The sequence below is a fragment of the Kaustia mangrovi genome, from assembly GCF_015482775.1.
Taxonomy (GTDB): Bacteria; Pseudomonadota; Alphaproteobacteria; order Rhizobiales; family Im1; genus Kaustia; species Kaustia mangrovi.
In genome coordinates this window covers 3163528-3182239 of record NZ_CP058214.1, presented here as the reverse complement: position 1 = coordinate 3182239, position 18712 = coordinate 3163528, and the positions used below count along the sequence as shown (strand labels likewise).

Here is an 18712-nt window from a genome sequence, read left to right as displayed (position 1 = left end):
GAGCGCGCGTCAGCTCCTCAGGAGATCGTTGATCGAGGTCTTGGCGCGGGTGCGTTCGTCGACGCGCTTGACGATCACGGCGCAATAGAGGCTCGGCCCCGGCGTGCCGTCGGGCAGCGGCTTGCCCGGCATGGAGCCGGAGACGACGACCGAATAGGGCGGCACTCGGCCGATGAAGACCTCGCCGGTCTCCCGGTCGATGATCTTGGTGGAGGCGGAGATGAACACGCCCATGGAGATCACCGAGCCCTCGCCGACGATCACGCCTTCCACGACCTCGGACCGTGCGCCGATGAAGCAATTGTCCTCGATGACGACCGGGGTCGCCTGGAGCGGCTCCAGCACGCCGCCGATGCCGACGCCGCCGGAGAGGTGGCAGTTCTTCCCGATCTGGGCGCAGGAGCCGACCGTCACCCATGTGTCGACCATGGTGCCCTCGTCCACATAGGCACCGAGATTGACGAAGCTCGGCATGAGCACGACGCCCGGCGCCACATAGGCCGACCGGCGCACCACGCAGTTCGGCACCGCGCGGAAGCCCGCGGAGCGGAACTCCGCCTCGCCCCAGCCGTCGAACTTGGAGGGCACCTTGTCCCACCACTGCGCGCGGCCCGGCCCCCCGGGGATGGCCGTCATGTCGTTCAGCCGGAAGGAGAGCAGCACCGCCTTCTTGAGCCATTCATTGGCGTGCCATTCGCCGTCGCGCTTCTCCGCCACGCGGGCCTCGCCGCGGTCGAGCAGGCCGAGCGCGGCCTCCACGGCATCGCGGACCTCGCCCCGGGTGTCGGTCGTGACGGTGTCGCGCGCCTCGAAGGCACGCTCGATGGTGGATCTGAGATCGTCGTGGCTCATGGAACGGGTCTCCGGAGAACGCGGCGAAAAAGCAGGCGGCAGAGTATCGAGGAGTCGGCGCCTGTCAACTCGCTTCGGAGGGAGGCGGGAAACGGGCTTGAATGTCGGCCCTGCCCCCCGCAACGGTCAGCGCCTGCGGCGAGAACAATCCGTATGACATTTTGGAAAGTCGCCGCAGGCGCGAACCTTAACCGTAATGCACAGGCTGCGGATCGGGCTGCTTCACCACAGCGCCGCGAACGATCTGGAACTCCTCGCTCGGCGCGCCGATACGTCGTCCATGTTCGCGGATCGCGTCGGCGTCCTCGGCCTCGTAGATGCAGACTGAGCCGATGCGTCCGTCGTCCTCGGTGACCGCGTAGCTGCGAATCCAGCGCAGCCTGTCTGCCATCTCCCTGCCGACTTGAAGCGACTTCTCGTTGGTCGCCTCGATTTCGCTTTCGTCGGCCCAGATGCCTCTGCGGCGGATAATGTAGAGATCCATTGCTAGCCTCCTGTCTGCGTTGCGTCTGACCCCGAATATCGCGCCCGACACGCCCGGGAGGTAGCCCGCGATCCTGACAAACCGCGGAGGCGAAAGTGCCAAGAGTCGCAGTCGGGCTGGAATTTACGCCAGATTTTCGAGACCATGTCGCCACGCAGCGAGCAAGGGAAATGGCTGAAAACGGCAAGCTGGACGTGGTGATCGTCCTGGTCAACGAAGGCTACGCCTCGACGGCTGTCGGTCCGATCGAGGTCTTCGCGTCCGCTGGCAGCATGTTCAACGAGATGCGCGGCGGCGATCCCCAACCACGATTCCGAGTGAAAATGGCCTCGATCGACGGCGATCCGATCGAGAGTGCTTATGGTCTACGCATCTCTCCCGACAGCAGTATCGCGGATGTCGGCCGAGCCGACCTCGTCATGGTTTCCGCATCGGGACTCTTGCCGTCCAAGTGGATGTCACGCCACGCAGCTCTGCTGCCTTGGCTAGCCGACCGATATCACGACGGCACCCTTGTCGCCGGCGTCTGTTCCGGCGTTGCCTTCCTGGCGGAGGCAGGTCTGCTGGATGGACGACGCGCCACCACCCACTGGGGCGTCGCCGACACGTTCCGGAGGCGGTATCCGAAGGTCGATTGGCGCACCGACATGCTCATCACCGAGGATGCCGGACTCTTCTGTGGAGGAGGAGTGAACGCTGCGACCGACCTCAGCCTTTACCTCGTCGAGAGATTGTGTGGCCACAGGGTTTCGGTCGAATGCTCCAAGGCGCTCTTGCTCGACATGCCACGCTTGAACCAGTTGGGATATGCAATCCTTCCCCTCGGTCGCCCGCACGAAGACAGCAAGGTTCGGCAACTCGAGGATCATCTCATCGCAAATTTTCAACGCGAGGTTCCCATCAACGAACTCGCAGACATGGCGGGAATGAGTCGCCGCACACTCATGCGCCGCTTCAAAGACGCTACCGGGTCTCTGCCGGGTGCATATTTGCAGATGGTTCGCGTCGCGGCGGCGCGCAGGATGCTCGAGGACGGGGCCCACTCAATCCAGCAGGTGGGTAGTTCGGTGGGCTACGAAGATACCGCTTTTTTCCGGCGTGTTTTCAAACGCCATATCGGCATGACCCCGGCATCCTATCGCGAACGCTTTCGATTCCGCCACGCCTGATCTCAAGACGGCGCCCGAAAGGGACTTCCACGGTATCGTGGACCTCGCCCCGGGTGCCGGTCGTGACGGTGTCGCGCGCCTCGAAGGCACGCTCGATGGTGGATCTGAGATCGTCGTGGCTCATGGAACGGGTCTCTGGTGAACGTGGCCAAAAAGCATGCGGCAGACCATCGAGGAGTCGGCGCCTGTCAACTCGCTTCGAAGGGACGCGGGGAAACGGCAGGATCGATGTGGGCAGCAATAATTTTCCAGCTACACACTTGAGTTTGTGTGCAGCAATATATTATTTGATGCACACAGACACGAGGAACGGATCGGACATGGAGATCGCTGCCCACAGCCGTTCGGCCGTTGTGGCCTATCAGGACCTGTTACGCCTTCATCTCGATGAAAGGGCCTCCAACCTGATTGGCACCATAGAGGAGCGGCGCCGCAACGGACGAACCTATCTCTACGAGCGCTTCCGGATCGGAACCGAGATGATGAGCCGCTATCTCGGCGAGGACAAGCCGGAGCTGCGCGCGCGCCTGGAGCGCGCGGAAGCGCTGCGGGCCGAGGCGGACATGCGCAAGAAGCGGATGGCCAGACTTGCCAGGACGCTTCGGGCCGAAGGCTTCATCACGACCGATCGCCAGACCGGTTCGATACTTCTGGCCTTTGCCCGGGCGGGAGTGTTCCGTCTTGGCGGAACCCTCGTGGGGACATCGGCCTACAGCCTCTACCAAGGCGAGCTCGGGGTGCGCATGGACCATGAGGAGCTGGCCCAGACCGGCGACATCGATTTCGCCAGTTTCGAACGGCTCTCGGTCGTTCTGGACGACAAGGTCGAAGAAAGCCCTGCCGAGATCCTCAAGGTGCTAAAGTTCGATCCGGTTCCCGGACTGAACGATCGACAAGTCTGGAAATGGCGTCAGAGCCGCTCGGAGACCATGGTCGAGTTCCTGACACCGGCCTTCGGGACCGAAGGGATCAAGCCATTGCCCGCACTGGGAGTGAGTGCCCAGGCCCTGAACTACCTGAACTATCTCATCGCGGACCCGATTCATGCGGTTGCTCTCTACCGCTCCGGCGTTCTGGTCCAGGCGCCGCGGCCCGAGCGCTTCGCCATACATAAGTTGATCGTGGCCGACCGGCGCCGCGGCGCCCCCGAGCGGCTGAAGGCTCGAAAGGACCGCGCGCAGGCGGAGTTCCTTGTGGCGGTTCTGTCCGAGGACCGCCCGGACGACCTCGCCGAAGCTTACGAGGACGCGCTATCGCGCGGCCCTCGCTGGCGGGACAGGATCAAGACAAGCCTGAAACATATGCCCGCGACGGCAGAACGGCTCTCGGCCTTGGTTTGATACGCCGACATGCGTCCCATCTGGCGGAGGGAAGCCTCGCTCTTTCCGCAAGTCAGCCATTCAGCATCTTCGCGCTCGACGTCCGCGAGCCGTACACGACCGCATCTCACCCCGAAACGCTATGCTTCCCGTTTCGCAATGGCGCCGAGGAAGCCGGCGAGGTCGTCGGTGACGTGGTGGACGTGCGGTTCCGCCTCGCTGTCGCCATTCAGGCGGCCGATCAGGGCGGAGTCCTCGTTGTCGTCGCTCCTGACCAGCACCGTCGTCATGCCGAGCGCATGGGGCGCTTCCAGGTTGCGGGCGATGTCCTCGAACATGGCCGCGCGGCGGGCGTCGATCCCGGCATGGGCGATGAAGCGGCGATAGGCGTCCATCTCCGGCTTCGGCAGGTAGTTCGCCGCCTGGATGTCGAAGATGTCGTCGAAATGCCCGCCGACGCCCAGCCGGTCGAGCACGCATTCGGCATGGGCGACCGTGCCGTTGGTATAGATGAGCTTGCGGCCGGGCAGCCGCGCGAGCTCGGCCGACAGCGCCTCGTTGGCGGTCACCGGCGAGTGGTCGATATCGTGGACAAAGCTCAGGAAGTCCGCCGGTTCCACATCGTGGACCGTCATCAGGCCGCGCAGCGTGGTGCCGTGCTCGAAGAAGAACGTCTTCTGGATGCGACGCGCCTCCGCGCGGTCGACCGACAGGCGCTCGGCGATGAAGGCGCCCATGCGCTCGTCGATCTGGTCGAACAGCCGGCAGTTCGCCGGATAGAGCGTGTTGTCGAGATCGAAGATCCAGGTCTCGACCTCGTGGAAGGCGGGGGCCTTAGTCGTCATCGCTCGCTCCCGTCATGGAGACGCGGGTGCCCACGCCGTGCTCGGTGAACAGCTCCAAGAGCACGATGTGCGGCACGCGCCCGTCGAGGATGACCGCGCCCTCGACCCCCTGCTCGACGACGGAGATGCAGGTCTCGATCTTCGGGATCATGCCGCCGGAGATCGTGCCGTCATGGACGAGCCGGCGCGCCTCGGCAAGGCTCAGCTCGCGGATGAGCCGCTTGTTCCGGTCGAGCACGCCCTCCACGTCGGTGAGCAGCAGCAGGCGCTTCGCCCCCGTCGCCACCGCGATGGCGCCGGCGAAGGTATCGGCGTTGATATTGTAGGTGTCGCCCTCCGGCGAGGTTCCGATCGGCGCGATCACGGGGATCGCGTCGCTCGCCGCGATGCCTTCCAGAACGTCGGCATTGACCTCCTCGGGCTCGCCGACGAAGCCGAGATCGAGGATACGCTCGATGTTGGAATCGGGGTCCTTGCGGGTGCGGCGCAGCTTGCGCGCGACGACGAGGTTGCCATCCTTGCCGGAAATGCCGATGGCACGCCCGCCGGCATACTGGATGTCGGCGACGACCTGCTTGTTGATCGAGCCGGCGAGCACCATCTCCACCACGCCGACGGTCTCGCGGTCGGTCACGCGCAAGCCGTCCTCGAAGGCGGAGTTGATCTGCAGCCGCTCCAGCATCCTGCCGATCTGCGGCCCGCCGCCATGGACCACGATGGGGTTGATGCCGCTCTGCTTGAGCTGGACGATGTCGCGGGCGAAGCGGCGCGACAGTTCCGGCGAGCCCATGGCGTGCCCGCCATATTTGACCACGACCGTTCGCCCGTCATAGCGCTGCATGAAGGGAAGGGCCTCGGAGAGCACCTTCGCCTTGTCCTCGCGCGAAATATGGGGAACGGCCGTCTCGCCGGAGGGCTTCGTCATCGCTTGTCCTTCTCGCTGCCGGTCGCCGGAACGGGCCGTCCCCGTCCGTCCGGACGCGGGCAAGCTCCTCCCATGCGATGCGGTTTTTTGCGGCCTTATAACCGAAAGCGGCAAGACACCAAAGAGCCTCGTTCACCGCGAACGCAATGTCCAGCCCGCCCATGGTTGCCAGAGCGCCCGCGACGCTCTATTCCAGAAAACGCCTCTCCTTGCCGCTCCGCCACCGCCCGACAGGAAGACAGAACGCCATGAAGGCTGCACGGTTCGAACGCCCCGGCATCATCGACTGCATAGAGGTGCCCGATCTCCAGCCCCGCCCGGGCAAGGTCCTTGTGCGCATGCTGCAGGCCTCGCTGTGCGGCAGCGACCTCCATGCCGTCTATATGCCGCTCGGCCCCATGGATGGCCCCGCCCGGCCCGGCGCGCCGGGCCACGAGGGGGTCGGCGAGGTGGTCGACAGCGACGATCCGCGCTTTCCCGCGGGCACGGTGGTGCTGACCGCGCCGAATGTCGAGGAGGCGGCGTGCTTCGCCGACTACCAGCTCATCGACCCGGCCTATCTGGTCGCCCTGCCGCAGGGCGCGCGGCCCGACCATCTGGTCGTCGCCCAGCCCTTCGGCACCGCCATCTTCGGGCTGAAGCAGGCGCTCGGCGATAGCGGGACGCCGGACTGCGCGGTGGTCTCGGGCCAGGGCGCCATCGGCCTGTTCTTCACCTGGCTGCTCAAGCGGCGCGGGGTGAGGACGGTCATCGCCATCGAGCCCGATGCCGGCCGCAGGGCGCTTTCGGCCAGCTATGGCGCCGATCTGGCGCTCGACCCGGCGGGAGACCCGGTGGCCGACGCGGTTCGCGACGTGGCCGGCAGCGGCGGCGCGCCCTTCGTGGTGGAAGCCGCCGGGCGCGACGCATCGCGCGCCAGTGCGATCCGGCTCGCCGCCGACGAGGCCCGCGTGCTCCTCTTCGGCATGCCGGAGAGCATGACGATGGACGGCTTTCCCTTCGGCGACGTCTTCCTGCGCCGCCTCACGCTGATCTCGACCCACAGCTCCCAGGAGGAAGCCGACCTCGCTTCCTTCCGGCAAGCCGTCGATCATGTCGCCCGCGGCGATCTCCCCGTCGAGCCGCTGACCCGCAGCGCCTATCGCCTGGACGACATCCGCGAGGCCTTCGAGGCGGCCCACCACTGCGCCGACGGCGTGGTGAAGGCGCGCATCGACTTCACCTGACGGTCAAAAACGCGGCGGGCCTGCCACAAAGTCGCCCAATCCTCGTGCCAGTACACTGGCACGCAATCGGTAAGCATGGCTTCCCTATCCGGCCCGCATGGCAATGCAGGCCCGACCGGGAAGCCGCCGGTATCGGGCCGGCAAACCCCGGGACCCTATCGATGATGACCCGTCGCACGATGTTCCTCGGCGCGCTCGCACTTGCGGGCATGATGACCGGCGCCTCCGCCTCCAGCAGCACGCAGGTCGGCCTCGCCTCCTATTATGCCAGCGGCAGCCACACCGCATCGGGCGAGCGCTTCGACCCGTCGGGGCTGACCGCGGCCCACCGCTCGCTTCCCTTCGGCACCAAGGTGAAGGTCGAGCATGTCAAGTCGGGCCGGTCCGTCGTCGTGCGCATCAATGACCGCGGCCCCTTCATCCGCAACCGGATCATCGACCTGTCGCGCGGGGCCGCCAGGAAGCTCGGCATCATCAAGGCCGGCGTGGCGAAGGTCCGCATGACGGTTCTCTGAGCCAGCCAGAACCGGCCCGGCCCGGCCCGCGCCTCCTCCCCCGACTATCGTACACGCCCCCGCCGGCGGGCCGAACAGCCGCATGGCCAGGGAGCGCAATCGCCCCTATCGTTGCGCCGTCGCCCGTGCCCTCCGGCCGGAGGGACCGGCAGTTCCTTGCGCTCGCGGCGGCACGCGGGCCCGTATCCCGTTCCAGCCCGAACCCTGCCGCACCGCCGTGCTGGCGGCAGCCCGTGCGGCCGATCCATGTCCGACAGGGGGATTCCAGACATGTCCACCGACCCGATTACCCGCATTGCCGTCATCGGCGCCGGAACCATCGGCGCATCCTGGGCGACGCTGTTCCTCGCCCGGGGACTTGAGGTCTGCGTCTTCGATCCCGGCCCCGATGCCGCCCGGCAGGTCGCCGACTATGCGAGGGAGGCCTGGCCGACCCTTCGCGATCTCGGCGTTGCGGACGGGCCGTTCGCCGGGGACCGGCTGTACCTTGCCGACAGCGCGGCGGAGGCCGCCGCGGAGGCGGGCTTCGTGCAGGAAAGCGGGCCGGAGGATCCCGCTCTCAAGGCCACGCTCCTGGCCGAGATCGACGCCCATCTCGCGCCCGATTGCGTGATCGCGTCGTCGACCTCCGGCCTCACCCTGGATACGCTGCGCGAGGGCCTCGCCCATCCCGGGCGGGTGCTGGTCGGCCATCCCTTCAACCCGCCGCACCTCATTCCGCTCGTCGAGGTCGTCGCCGACGCGAAGACCTCGCCGGAGGCGCTCCAGCAGGCGATGGCGTTCTACCGCGCTGTCGGCAAGGCGCCGATCCATCTCACCCGCTCCGTTCCGGGCCATGTGGCCAACCGCCTGCAGGCGGCCGTGTGGCGCGAGGCGATCCATCTCGCCGATCAGGGCATCGCCTCGGTGGAGGATATCGACACCGCCATGGCGACAGGCCCCGGCCTGCGCTGGGCGATCCTCGGCCCGACGGCGACCTTCCATCTGGGCGGCGGACCGGAGGGCATGGCGGCCTTCGTGGAGAAGTTCGGCGGTGCGATGGGGCGCTGGTGGGAAACGCTCGGCGACTTCACCGAGCTGACGCCCGCCATGAAGGCCACACTGGTGGAGGGCGTGAAGGACCTCCCCGAATGGTCCACGCTACGCGCCGAACGCGACGCCAAGCTGGTGGAGGTCCTGAAGATCCTCAAGGAGACGGAATAGGGCGCTGTGTCCTGCCAGCGGGCAGGCTCGCTTAACGGACGATCACCTTCGTGCCGACCGGCACGCGGTTGAACAGGTCGATCACGTCCTGATTGAGCAGGCGGATGCAGCCGGACGACACGTTCTTGCCGATGGTCCAGGGCTGTGTCGTGCCGTGAATCCGGTAGAGCGTGTCGCGCCCGCCCTCATAGAGATAGAGCGCGCGGGCGCCGAGCGGGTTCTCCGGGCCGCCCTCCATGGAGACCGGCAGGTTCGGCTCGCGCTCGCGCATCTCCTTGGGCGGGACCCAGGTCGGCCAGCGGGCCTTGCGGCGCACCGTGGTCTCGCCCTTCCAGCCGAAACCGTCCCGGCCGACGCCGATCCCGTAGCGCAGGGCGGTGTTGTTCTCGCGCACCTGATAGAGGAATTTCTGCCCCGTATCGATAACGATGGTGCCCGCCGGCTCCGACGAGTTGAAGGGCACGAGCCGGCGCCTGTAGCGCGGGTCGATCTTGCTCGCGGCATCGAAATTCACGGGATAGGGCTCGTCCGGCAGCAGGAGCGCGGTGCGCTCGTTCGCGGCCGAAGCCGTGCCGGCCCAGGCCGCAAACGGGGCGGCGGCCAGCATCTTCAGCATATGTCGGCGGTCGAAGGCCATTTTCGTTCGAACTCCTCGAATCTCGATCCACGGCACCGCCCGCTGGCAGTGCCTCGCGCACTCACGGGTCAAGCCGGGGTCTCGCGGCGGCGGATGTCCGAGCCCCCGGGAGCCGGGGGCCCTGCCGAACGCCGCTCGGACAAAGACCGCGGTCGCGACGTGTATCGCGTCCTATCACACCTCTTTTTGTGGCCATTTATTGGCTCACCCGGTCACGATCGGGAAAAATTCGCTCAAATCCGTTTGAATTCCGTTAACCACGGGCCGGGCGGCAACAGGCGGAGCCCGGGCGATATTGCAAAATGCGGAACGCCCGATACCATGCGCTTGCGCGTCCGCGCCGTCCCTTGCCCGTCCCGTCTCGAGGAGCCTTCGATGAGTGAGACCCTTGCCGCCGATATCGTCGTCGTCGGCGCCGGAATCGCCGGCACGTCCTTTGCCGCGCACGCCGCCGCCGAGCGGTCCGTGATCGTTCTGGAGGCGGAAAGCCAGCCCGGCTATCACTCCACCGGGCGCTCCGCGGCGCAGTTCATCGTCAATTACGGGCCGCCCGACGTGCGCGCCCTGACCAAGGCGAGCCACGGCTTCTTCACCCAGCCGCCGGAGGGCTTCGCCGACACGGCGCTGCTCAGCCCCCGCGGCATGTTGACGCTCGCCACCGAGGAGACGACCGACGAACTCGCCGGAGCAATCGCGCAGGGCAGCGGCATCGAGGCCATCGCGATGGAGGAGGCCTACAGGCTCGTCCCCCATCTCAATCGCGACGTCTTCGTGGCCGCGGCCTACGAGCCCGACAGCACCGATATCGACGTCGCCGCGGTCCACCAGGGGTTCCTGCGCCGCCTCAAGGCACTCGGCGGCCGCGTCGTGACCGATGCGCGTGTGGAGTCCATCGCGCGCCACAATGGGCGATGGCAGGTCGCGACGCCCGCCGGCACTGTGGAGGCGGAGATTCTCGTCAACGCCGCCGGCGCCTGGGCCGACGAGGTGGCAGCGCTTGCCGGGCTCCGGCGCATCGGGCTTCAGCCCAAGCGGCGCACCGCGCTCATCGTCGACGGCCCCGCGGACGGCTGCGCGGGCTGGCCGCTGGTCGGCGATGCGGCGGAAGAGTGGTACTTCAAGCCGGAGGCTGGCACGAAGCTGCTCGTCTCGCCGGCGGATGCCACGCCCATGCCGGCCTGCGATATCCAGCCCGACGAGCTCGACGTCGCCATCGCGGTCGACCGGTTCCAGAAGGCGGTCGACATTCCGGTGCGCCGGATCGAGCATAGCTGGGCGGGCCTGCGCACCTTCGCGCCCGACGGCTCGCTGGTGATCGGCTGGGCGCCCGGGGTGGACGGCTTCTTCTGGATCGCGGGCCAGGGCGGCTACGGCATCCAGACCTCGCCCGCCGCGGGCCGCACGGCCTGGTCGCTCCTCAAGGGCGACGGCATCCCCGCCGACGCCGCTGCCGCGGGGCTCGACGAGGCGACGGTATCGCCGGGGCGCTTCGCGGCCTGATCCCGCTCACCCCTCGCCCGGAGGCGTGCCCGTGAGAAGGCGCCCCACGGTGCCCAGATGCCGGCGCATGGCGCGCTCGGCGGCATCGAGGTCGCGCTCGGCGATGGCATCGATGACGGCGTCGTGTTCTGCAAAGCTGTGATGGTCTGCGGGCGGCTGTCGCGGGCCGTCGCGCAGCCGGCCCCAGACCACGGTGCGCCTGACCGCGTTCAGCGTGTCGAACAGGGCGAGGAGCAGCGTGTTGCGCGCGGCCTCCGCCACGCGCCTGTGCAGCTCGTTGTCGAGCCGCTCGTAATGGCGCCAGCTCTCCGCCATCCGCATCCGGGCAACGCAGTGCCGCATCGCCGCGATATCGTCCGCCGTGGCGTGGAACGCGGCCTCGCGCGCGATCTGCGGCTCTATGAGGAGACGCGTGCGCATCACCTCAGCCGGTGTGGTCCGCCCGGCAATGGCGGCGATGTCGCCGACGTCGTCGGCCGGCCGCGCACCGACGAAGGTTCCCTTGCCGACATGGCGCCAGAGCTGGCCCTCCGCCTCCAGAACGGCGAGCCCCTTCCTCAGATCGCCGCGCGAGACGCCCAGGATCCCGCAGAGTTCGCGTTCCGGCGGCAGCCGGCCATCGGCCGGCAGGTCGCTCTGGGCCAGATAGGCCCGTAGCTGGGTCACGGCCGCCTGTCCGCTATCGCCTTCGCTCGCCATGGATCGACCAATCCTCAGATTGGTTGACCAATATCGTGCCACCGATGCACCGTCAAGATCGCGAAAAAGTGCATATTGACGCCCCTTGCGCCCGCTGGTAACCAATATCGGAATTGGTTCGCCCCTTCGCGGACCCCGTCGTTCCGGGGCATGCCGACCGACCAGCACGAGGAGAAACCGACCATGACCGATACCGCCCATCCCGGCGGCGCCACCGCCGCGGACCGCTACGTCGTCGCCCCGCCGCCGGTGGCCGCCGTGCCCGTCGCCGGCACGGACCGGCTCTTCCCCGTGCACCGCGTCTATTGCGTCGGGCGCAACTATGCCGCCCATGCCGTGGAGATGGGCCACGACCCCGACAAGGAGCATCCCTTCTTCTTCCAGAAGAACCCCGACAATCTCGTGACCGGCGGCGGCGCCTTCCCCTATCCTCCGGCGACGACCGACGTCCATCACGAGATAGAGCTCGTCGTCGCGCTGAAGAGCGGCGGGCAGGACATCCCGGTGGAGGACGCGCTCAACCATGTCTACGGCTATGCGGTCGGTCTCGACATGACGCGCCGCGACCTTCAGGCGGAGGCCAAGAAGGCGGGCCGGCCCTGGGCGGTTGCCAAGGCGTTCGAGAAGTCGGGGCCCATCGGCCCGATCGCTCCGGCCGGCGAGATCGGCCATCCGGCGGACGGCGCGATCTGGCTCAAGGTCAATGACGAGATGCGCCAGGACGGCGATCTCAACCAGCTCATCTGGAAGGTGCCGGAAGTGATCTCCTATCTTTCCGGCCTGTTCGCGCTCGCGACCGGCGACCTGATCTTCACCGGCACGCCATCGGGCGTCGGCCCCGTCCAGCGCGGCGACGTGCTGCACGGCCATATCGCCGGCATCGGCGATCTGCACTGCGCGGTCGCGTGACCCCGCGCCCCCTCGCCCCAGTGCTTGCACGCGGGGTGAGGGGATGCCCACCGCCTGTCGGCGAACTGTCATGAAGGCTTCGCACAACCGTGATTGAAGGCTGCCCATCACGAAGATCGACGGGCAGCGATGAACACCGAGCCACACCCAGTTTCCCCCCAGGACCATCAGGATCGCCGGCACTGGATGTCGGTCCTCGCGAAAGCCGATCCGGAGCGGCTCAAGGCCCTCTGGTCGGCCGAAACCGGCCAGCCGCCATACCGGTTCGTCCGCAAGCCGGAAACCGGCCTCGTCATGCTGCGCGGGCGCATGGGCGGGTCCGGTGCGCCGTTCAATCTCGGCGAGGCGACGGTCACGCGCTGCGCCGTGCGCACCGATGACGGGCTGTTCGGCCAGTCCTATGTGATGGGCCGCGATGCCGCCCATGCCGAGATCGCCGCCGTCTACGACGCGCTGCTTCAGGACGCCGGCCGTCGCGACGCGATCATGTCGACCGTCATCGCGCCGCTCGAGGAGACCCATGCGGATCTCGCCCGCGAGCGCGCGGCGAAGGCGGCGGCCACACGCGTCGACTTTTTCACCATGGTGCGCGGGGAGGACTGAGATGGCGCTCACGACCGCAGCTCCCGCCCCCGGCTTTGCCGACCCCGCGACGCAGTCCGCCTCGAGCTTCCGGGCGGTCCTCGATGCGATGGCGCGGCCGGGCCGCATTCATGCGCTCGACGCCGCACCCGAGCCGCCCCGGCCGCTCCATCCCACCACGGCCGCTCTCCTGCTGACCCTCGTCGATTTCGACACGGCGCTGTGGGTCGAGCCCGGCCTGCGCGGCGGCGCCGTGGCCGATTATCTGCGCTTCCATTGCGCGGCACCGCTCGTCGAGGAGCCGGGCGAGGCCGATTTCGTGCTCGTTACCGATCCTGCCGCGCGGCCACCCTTCGCCCTGCTCAAGCCCGGCACGCCGGACTATCCGGACCGGTCCGCGACGCTCCTCATGCAGGTCGACGCGCTCACGGCGGATGCCGGCGTGCGCCTTTCAGGACCCGGCATCGAGACGGTGCACACGCTTTCGGCGCCGCCGCTCAAGGCCGAATTCTGGCGCGAGATGGCGGCCAGCAATGCGCGCTTCCCGCTCGGCGTCGACGCGGTTTTCTGCGCGCCCCGGGAGATCGCCGCCGTGCCGCGCTCCACGACCATTTCAGACCAGGAGGCCGGCTGATGTATGTCGCAGTGAAGGGCGGTGAGGCGGCCATCGACAACGCCCACCGCCTGCTCGCCGAGGAACGCCGGGGCGACCGGCACGTGCCTGAGATCGGCGTCGACCAGATCGCCGGCCAGCTCTCGCTCGCCGTCGACCGGGTGATGACGGAGGGCTCGCTCTATGACCGCTCTCTCGCCGCGCTCGCCGTCAAGCAGGCGCGCGGCGACCTCATCGAGGCGATCTTCCTTGTCCGCGCGAGCCGCACGACCCTGCCGCGCTTCGGCTATTCGGAGCCGCTCGACACAGGCGACATGGCGATCCGCCGGCGCATCTCCGCCACCTTCAAGGATCTTCCCGGCGGGCAGGTGCTCGGCCCCACCTTCGATTACACCCACCGGCTGATCGACTTCACGCTCACAGCGGAAGGCCTGCCCGAGCCCGCGCCGTCGGCGCCGACACCGGTCGACGGGGCCATGCCGCGCGTGCTCGATATGCTGGGCGCGCAAGGGCTGATCGAGCCGGCATCGGCTCCGCCGGACGACGACGTCGGCGACCTCACCCGCGAGCCGCTCGACTTTCCCGCGGACCGCGATCTGAGGCTGCAGAACCTCGCGCGTGGCGACGAGGGCTTCCTGCTGGCGCTCGGCTATTCGACCCAGCGCGGCTATGCCCGCAACCATCCCTTTGCCGGCGAGATCCGCATGGGCGAGGTGACGGTCGAGTTCGTGCCGGAGGATCTGGGCTTTGCCATCGAGATCGGCGAGATCACGGTGACCGAATGCCAGATGATCAACCAGTTCGCAGGCTCCAAGGAGGCCCCGCCGCAATTCACCCGCGGCTACGGCCTCGTCTTCGGCCAGCTCGAGCGCAAGGCGATGTCCATGGCGCTGGTCGACCGGGCCTTGCGGGCCGGCGAGTTCGGCGAGGAGCGCACCGCCCCCGCCCAGGACGAGGAATTCGTGATGTCGCATTCCGACAATGTGCAGGCCACGGGCTTCGTGGAGCACCTGAAGCTGCCGCATTATGTGGACTTCCAGGCGGAGCTGGAGCTCGTGCGCCGCATGCGCGCCGCCCACAGTGCCGAGGCGCCAGGGGAGGCCGCCGAATGACCGCCGCGGCCGCAACGCCCGCCAAGGGCTACGCCTTCGCCTATCTCAACAACCAGACCAAGCGGATGATCCGCCGCGCGCTGCTCAAGGCCGTCGCCATACCCGGCTATCAGGTGCCCTTCGCAAGCCGCGAGATGCCCATGCCCTATGGCTGGGGCACGGGTGGCGTCCAGGTGACCGCCTCCGTCCTCACCCCGGACGACAGGCTGAAGGTGATCGACCAGGGCGCCGACGACACGACCAACGCCGTCTCCATCCGCAAGTTCTTCCAGAAGACGGCGGGCGTGGAGACGACGGAGGAGACGGCGCGCGCGAGCGTCATCCAGACCCGCCACCGGATCCCGGAGACGCCGCTGAGCGAGGACCAGATCCTCGTCTATCAGGTGCCGATCCCGGAGCCGCTGCGCTTCCTGGAACCGCGCGAGAGCGAGACGCGCAAGATGCATGCGCTTGAGGAATACGGCCTCATGCATGTGAAGCTCTACGAGGATATCGCCCGCCATGGACACATCGCCACGACCTATGCCTATCCGGTGAAGGTCTCGGGCCGCTATGTCATGGACCCCTCGCCCACCCCCAAGTTCGACAATCCGAAGATGGACCGCATGGCCGCCCTCCAGCTCTTCGGCGCGGGCCGCGAGAAGCGGATCTACGCCGTGCCGCCCTATACGAAAGTCGAGAGCCTCGATTTCGAGGACCATCCCTTCGAGGTCCAGCGCTGGGACGAAGCCTGCGCGCTGTGCGGATCGAGCGAGAGCTATCTGGACGAGGTGATCCTCGACGACAGCGGCGGACGCATGTTCGTGTGTTCCGATACCGACTACTGCCAGTCGCGTCAGGCCCGGTCGGAGGCGGCGGAATGAGCGGCGCGGAGGCCCCCCTGCTCGTCGCGCGCGGCGTGACGAAGCGCTTCGGCGATTTCGCGGCTTGCGAGGAGGTCGGCTTCTCGCTGTGGCCGGGCGAGGTCCTGGGCATTGTCGGCGAATCGGGCTCGGGCAAGACGACGCTTCTCAAATGCCTGTCCGGAGAGATCGAGCCGAGCCGTGGCGAGGTCCTCTACAGCACCCGCGCGGAGGGGCTGAAGGACATCGCCGCCATGAGCGAGCCGGAACGGCGCATGCTCCAGCGCACCGACTGGGCCTTCGTCCACCAGAACCCGCGCGACGGCCTTCGGCTCTCCGTCTCCGCCGGCGCCAATATCGGCGAGCGGCTGATGGCGGTCGGCGCGCGCCATTACGGCAATATCCGGGCGGAGGCGCTCGACTGGCTGGAGCGGGTGGAGATCCGGGCTGAGCGTATCGACGACCTGCCCGCGACATTCTCCGGCGGCATGCAGCAGCGCCTGCAGATCGCGCGTAACCTCGTCTCCAACCCGCGGCTCGTCTTCATGGACGAGCCGACGGGCGGGCTCGACGTCTCCGTCCAGGCGCGCCTGCTCGACCTCATCCGCACGCTGGTGCGCCGGCTGGGCCTGTCCGTCGTCATCGTGACCCACGACCTCGCGGTGGCGCGGCTCCTCTCCACGCGGCTCATGGTCATGCAGGGCGGGCACGTCATCGAGCACGGGCTCACCGATCAGGTGCTCGACGACCCGCAGGCGCCCTACACCCAGCTTCTCGTCTCCTCCGTGCTACAGGTGTGACGATGGACGCACTCCTCCAGATCGACGGGCTCCACAAGCACTTCACGCTGCACATGCAGGACAGTGCGGAGATCCCGGTCTTCTCCGGCCTCGACTTCTCGCTCATGCCGGGCGAGGCCGTGGCGATCACCGGCCCGTCGGGCATCGGCAAGAGCTCTCTGCTCAAGATCGTCTACGGCACCTATCGCGCCGACAGCGGCCGGATCCTCGTCAGCCACGAGGGCGGCATCGTCGACATGGCGTCCGCGGCCCCGCGCGACATCATCGCCGTGCGCCGGCGCACCATCGGCTATGTGAGCCAGTTCCTGCGCGTCATTCCGCGCGTGCCGACGCTCGACATCGTCGCCGAACCGATGATCGAGCGCGGCGCCTGCGAGGAGAAGGCGCGCGAGCGCGCCAGAACGCTCCTGGACCGGCTTCAGGTGCCCGAGCGCCTGTGGCCGCTCTCTCCGGTGACCTTCTCCGGGGGCGAGCAGCAGCGCGTGAACATCGCGCGCGGCTTTTCCGCCCCCCATCCGATCCTGCTGCTCGACGAGCCGACCGCCTCGCTCGACGCCGGCAACCGCGCGCGGGTGCTGGAACTCGTGGCGGAGGCACGCGCGGCGGGATCGGCTATCCTCGGCATCTTCCACGACGAGGCGGACCGCCAGGCGGCCTGCAGCAAGAGCCTCGACGTCCAGCGCTTCGCGGAGGCCGCCCATGGCTGAGACGATCTACACCAATGCCAATATCGTGCTGGCCGACGAGGTCGTCTCCGGCACGCTCGCCTTCGACGAGACGGGGATTTCGGGGATATCCTCCGGCCTCTCCGGCCTGCCCGGCGCCACGGATTGCGGCGGCGACTATGTGATCCCCGGGCTGGTGGAGCTCCATACCGACAATCTGGAACGCCACATGATGCCGCGGCCCAAGGCCTACTGGCCACCGCACGCCGCGATCATCAACCATGACCGCGAGGTCTCCGCCTCCGGTATCACCACCGTCTTCAACGCGCTCTCCGTCGGCCATGTCCATGCCGGCACGCGGCGGCTGGAGACGCTCGCGCCCATGCTCGACGCGGTCGAGAGCCAGTCTCGCGCCGGATCGCTCAAGGCCGAGCACCGCCTGCATCTGCGCTGCGAGGTGAGCTGCGGCACGCTCCTGGAGCTTGCCGAACCCCTGATGGGCGGCCCGCTGGTCGGCCTGGTCTCGGTCATGGACCACACGCCGGGCCAGCGCCAGTTCGCGAGCCTGGAGCAGTATGCCGTCTACTATCAGGGCAAATACGGCATGTCGGACGAGGAGCTCCAGCGCTTCATCACCGAGCGCATGGAGGACCATCGCCTCCATGCCGGCACCAATCGCCGGACGATCGTCGCCATGGCGCGCGAGCGCGGCATTCCCCTCGCGAGCCACGACGACGCGACGCCGGATCATGTGGCCGAGGCCATGGAGGACGGCGTGGCGATCGCGGAGTTCCCGACCACGGTCGAGGCGGCGCAGGCGAGCCACGATAACGGCCTCGCCGTGCTCATGGGCGCCCCGAACGTGGTGCGCGGCGGCTCGCATTCCGGCAATGTCTCCGCCGGCACGCTCGCGGAGGCCGGCCATCTCGACATCCTGTCGAGCGACTATGTCCCCGCCTCCCTGCTCTATGGCGCGATGCGGCTCGCCGAGACCGTCGACGCGATCTCGGTGCCGGACGCCATCGCCACGGTCACCCGCACACCCGCCCGCCAGATCGGGCTCGACGACCGCGGCGAGATCGCTCAAGACCGACGTGCCGACCTCGTGCGCTTCCGCCAGACGGATGCCGGACCGGTGATCCGCGCCGTCTGGCGCGAGGGCGAGCGCGTGGCCTGACAGGAGGGGGCGAACCCATGACCGACGTGGTTGCCGAAATCCGGACCATGGTCGCCAGCCGCGGCGCCGAGCTTTATGGCGGCGAGGCCGTGACCCAGGAGCAGCACGCGCTGCAATGCGCCATGCTGGCGGAGGACGAGGGGGCGACGCCCGCACTGATCGCGGCCGCCCTTCTCCACGATATCGGCCACCTGCTCGATCCCGGCTTCGACGACGCTCCGGCGGAGACGCGCGACAAGCTGCACGAGGCGGTCGGCGGCCGGTTCCTGACGCGCTGGTTCGGGCCGGAGGTTACCGAGCCCGTGCGCCTGCATGTCGACGCCAAGCGCTATCTCTGCGCCATCGATCCGAGCTATCGCGCGACGCTCTCGCCGGCCTCCGAGCACAGCCTGATGCTCCAGGGCGGCCCGATGGGCGGCAGCGAGGCCGCAGCCTTCATCGCCCAGCCCCATGCCGATGCCGCGGTGCGGCTGCGCGGCTGGGACGACAGGGCGAAGGACCCCCACGGGCAGACGCCGCCGCTCGATCACTTCCTCGGCTATGTCGCCCACGCCGTCAGGGCGGGCAGGCACCCGGCGGGCGAATGACCGGTTCCCGGCGCCGGCGAAACGTGATCCTATCTCCGCTCGTGAGTCTGA

At 68.0% G+C, this 18712-nt stretch carries 21 protein-coding genes; 15 read left to right on the top strand and 6 right to left on the bottom strand.

Translation table 11 applies throughout. The features are described 5' to 3' along the window. Positions 1 to 9: 9 nt before the first annotated feature. Positions 10 to 852 carry a 2,3,4,5-tetrahydropyridine-2,6-dicarboxylate N-succinyltransferase gene (gene dapD / locus HW532_RS14790; protein ID WP_213161200.1) on the bottom strand — a complete coding sequence of 281 codons (843 nt, stop codon included), beginning with the start codon at positions 850 to 852 and terminating at the stop codon, positions 10 to 12. A gap of 187 nt (positions 853 to 1039) precedes the next feature. Next, positions 1040 to 1336, bottom strand: a complete 297-nt coding sequence (locus HW532_RS14785; RefSeq protein WP_213161199.1) for a nickel-binding protein — start codon at positions 1334 to 1336, stop codon at positions 1040 to 1042. Between the two features lie 170 nt (positions 1337 to 1506). On the opposite strand from HW532_RS14785, the gene HW532_RS14780 reads away from it, so the two are divergent. Together HW532_RS14780 and HW532_RS14775 are read left to right on the top strand one after the other, a co-directional pair. Beyond that, complete coding sequence (locus HW532_RS14780; protein WP_213161198.1) at positions 1507 to 2505, top strand: GlxA family transcriptional regulator; 999 nt, start codon at positions 1507 to 1509, stop codon at positions 2503 to 2505. A 320-nt stretch (positions 2506 to 2825) separates the two neighbouring features. Further along, positions 2826 to 3845 carry a nucleotidyltransferase family protein gene (locus tag HW532_RS14775; RefSeq protein ID WP_213161197.1) on the top strand — a complete coding sequence of 340 codons (1020 nt, stop codon included), beginning with the start codon at positions 2826 to 2828 and terminating at the stop codon, positions 3843 to 3845. Positions 3846 to 3964: 119 nt separating this feature from the next. Here the strand turns inward: HW532_RS14775 and HW532_RS14770 are convergent, their stop codons facing one another. Then, positions 3965 to 4669, bottom strand: a complete 705-nt coding sequence (locus HW532_RS14770; RefSeq protein ID WP_213161196.1) for a pyrimidine 5'-nucleotidase — start codon at positions 4667 to 4669, stop codon at positions 3965 to 3967. Next, positions 4659 to 5594, bottom strand: a complete 936-nt coding sequence (argB, locus tag HW532_RS14765) for an acetylglutamate kinase (protein ID WP_213161195.1) — start codon at positions 5592 to 5594, stop codon at positions 4659 to 4661. The genes HW532_RS14770 and argB overlap by 11 nt, the downstream gene beginning before the upstream one ends. A 248-nt stretch (positions 5595 to 5842) precedes the next feature. Between argB and HW532_RS14760 the strand changes: the two genes are divergently transcribed. From HW532_RS14760 to HW532_RS14750, 3 genes are all read left to right on the top strand, one after another. After that, on the top strand, positions 5843 to 6820 hold the full coding sequence (locus HW532_RS14760) for a zinc-dependent alcohol dehydrogenase (protein WP_213161194.1): 978 nt from the start codon (positions 5843 to 5845) through the stop codon (positions 6818 to 6820). Positions 6821 to 6984: 164 nt separating this feature from the next. Next, the gene (locus tag HW532_RS14755) at positions 6985 to 7335 is read left to right on the top strand and encodes a septal ring lytic transglycosylase RlpA family protein (RefSeq protein WP_213164594.1); all 351 of its coding nucleotides are present in this window, start codon (positions 6985 to 6987) and stop codon (positions 7333 to 7335) included. 270 nt (positions 7336 to 7605) lie between these two features. Beyond that, complete coding sequence (locus tag HW532_RS14750) at positions 7606 to 8538, top strand: 3-hydroxyacyl-CoA dehydrogenase NAD-binding domain-containing protein (protein ID WP_213161193.1); 933 nt, start codon at positions 7606 to 7608, stop codon at positions 8536 to 8538. 31 nt (positions 8539 to 8569) lie between these two features. On the opposite strand, the gene HW532_RS14745 is transcribed toward HW532_RS14750, so the two are convergent. After that, positions 8570 to 9175 (bottom strand): L,D-transpeptidase, encoded by a 606-nt coding sequence (locus tag HW532_RS14745; protein WP_213161192.1) that lies wholly within the window; start codon positions 9173 to 9175, stop codon positions 8570 to 8572. Between the two features lie 375 nt (positions 9176 to 9550). On the opposite strand from HW532_RS14745, the gene HW532_RS14740 reads away from it, so the two are divergent. Next, complete coding sequence (locus tag HW532_RS14740) at positions 9551 to 10675, top strand: NAD(P)/FAD-dependent oxidoreductase (protein ID WP_213161191.1); 1125 nt, start codon at positions 9551 to 9553, stop codon at positions 10673 to 10675. A 6-nt stretch (positions 10676 to 10681) separates the two neighbouring features. Here the strand turns inward: HW532_RS14740 and HW532_RS14735 are convergent, their stop codons facing one another. After that, entirely contained in the window at positions 10682 to 11374 is a 693-nt protein-coding gene (locus HW532_RS14735) for a FadR/GntR family transcriptional regulator (protein WP_213161190.1), read from the bottom strand. Positions 11375 to 11557: 183 nt separating this feature from the next. On the opposite strand from HW532_RS14735, the gene HW532_RS14730 reads away from it, so the two are divergent. The 9 genes from HW532_RS14730 (at position 11558) to HW532_RS14690 (ending at position 18661) form a co-directional block, all read left to right on the top strand. Beyond that, entirely contained in the window at positions 11558 to 12283 is a 726-nt protein-coding gene (locus tag HW532_RS14730) for a fumarylacetoacetate hydrolase family protein (protein ID WP_213161189.1), read from the top strand. Positions 12284 to 12469: 186 nt separating this feature from the next. After that, entirely contained in the window at positions 12470 to 12886 is a 417-nt protein-coding gene (phnG, locus tag HW532_RS14725) for a phosphonate C-P lyase system protein PhnG (RefSeq protein ID WP_246479132.1), read from the top strand. 1 nt (position 12887) lies between these two features. After that, positions 12888 to 13499, top strand: coding sequence for a phosphonate C-P lyase system protein PhnH (gene phnH / locus HW532_RS14720; protein ID WP_213161187.1), 612 nt, complete (start codon positions 12888 to 12890; stop codon positions 13497 to 13499). After that, on the top strand, positions 13499 to 14590 hold the full coding sequence (locus tag HW532_RS14715; RefSeq protein ID WP_213161186.1) for a carbon-phosphorus lyase complex subunit: 1092 nt from the start codon (positions 13499 to 13501) through the stop codon (positions 14588 to 14590). The genes phnH and HW532_RS14715 overlap by 1 nt, the downstream gene beginning before the upstream one ends. Beyond that, positions 14587 to 15453 carry an alpha-D-ribose 1-methylphosphonate 5-phosphate C-P-lyase PhnJ gene (locus tag HW532_RS14710; protein ID WP_213161185.1) on the top strand — a complete coding sequence of 289 codons (867 nt, stop codon included), beginning with the start codon at positions 14587 to 14589 and terminating at the stop codon, positions 15451 to 15453. The genes HW532_RS14715 and HW532_RS14710 overlap by 4 nt, the downstream gene beginning before the upstream one ends. After that, positions 15450 to 16232, top strand: coding sequence for a phosphonate C-P lyase system protein PhnK (gene phnK / locus HW532_RS14705; protein ID WP_213161184.1), 783 nt, complete (start codon positions 15450 to 15452; stop codon positions 16230 to 16232). Before HW532_RS14710 ends, phnK begins: the two co-directional genes overlap by 4 nt. Positions 16233 to 16234: 2 nt before the next feature. Then, positions 16235 to 16939 carry a phosphonate C-P lyase system protein PhnL gene (gene phnL / locus HW532_RS14700; RefSeq protein WP_213161183.1) on the top strand — a complete coding sequence of 235 codons (705 nt, stop codon included), beginning with the start codon at positions 16235 to 16237 and terminating at the stop codon, positions 16937 to 16939. After that, positions 16932 to 18074: an alpha-D-ribose 1-methylphosphonate 5-triphosphate diphosphatase gene (locus HW532_RS14695; RefSeq protein ID WP_213161182.1), complete on the top strand. Its 1143-nt coding sequence runs from the start codon at positions 16932 to 16934 to the stop codon at positions 18072 to 18074. Before phnL ends, HW532_RS14695 begins: the two co-directional genes overlap by 8 nt. A gap of 17 nt (positions 18075 to 18091) precedes the next feature. Beyond that, the gene (locus HW532_RS14690) at positions 18092 to 18661 is read left to right on the top strand and encodes a phosphonate degradation HD-domain oxygenase (protein WP_213161181.1); all 570 of its coding nucleotides are present in this window, start codon (positions 18092 to 18094) and stop codon (positions 18659 to 18661) included. The last annotated feature ends 51 nt before the right edge of the window (positions 18662 to 18712 follow it).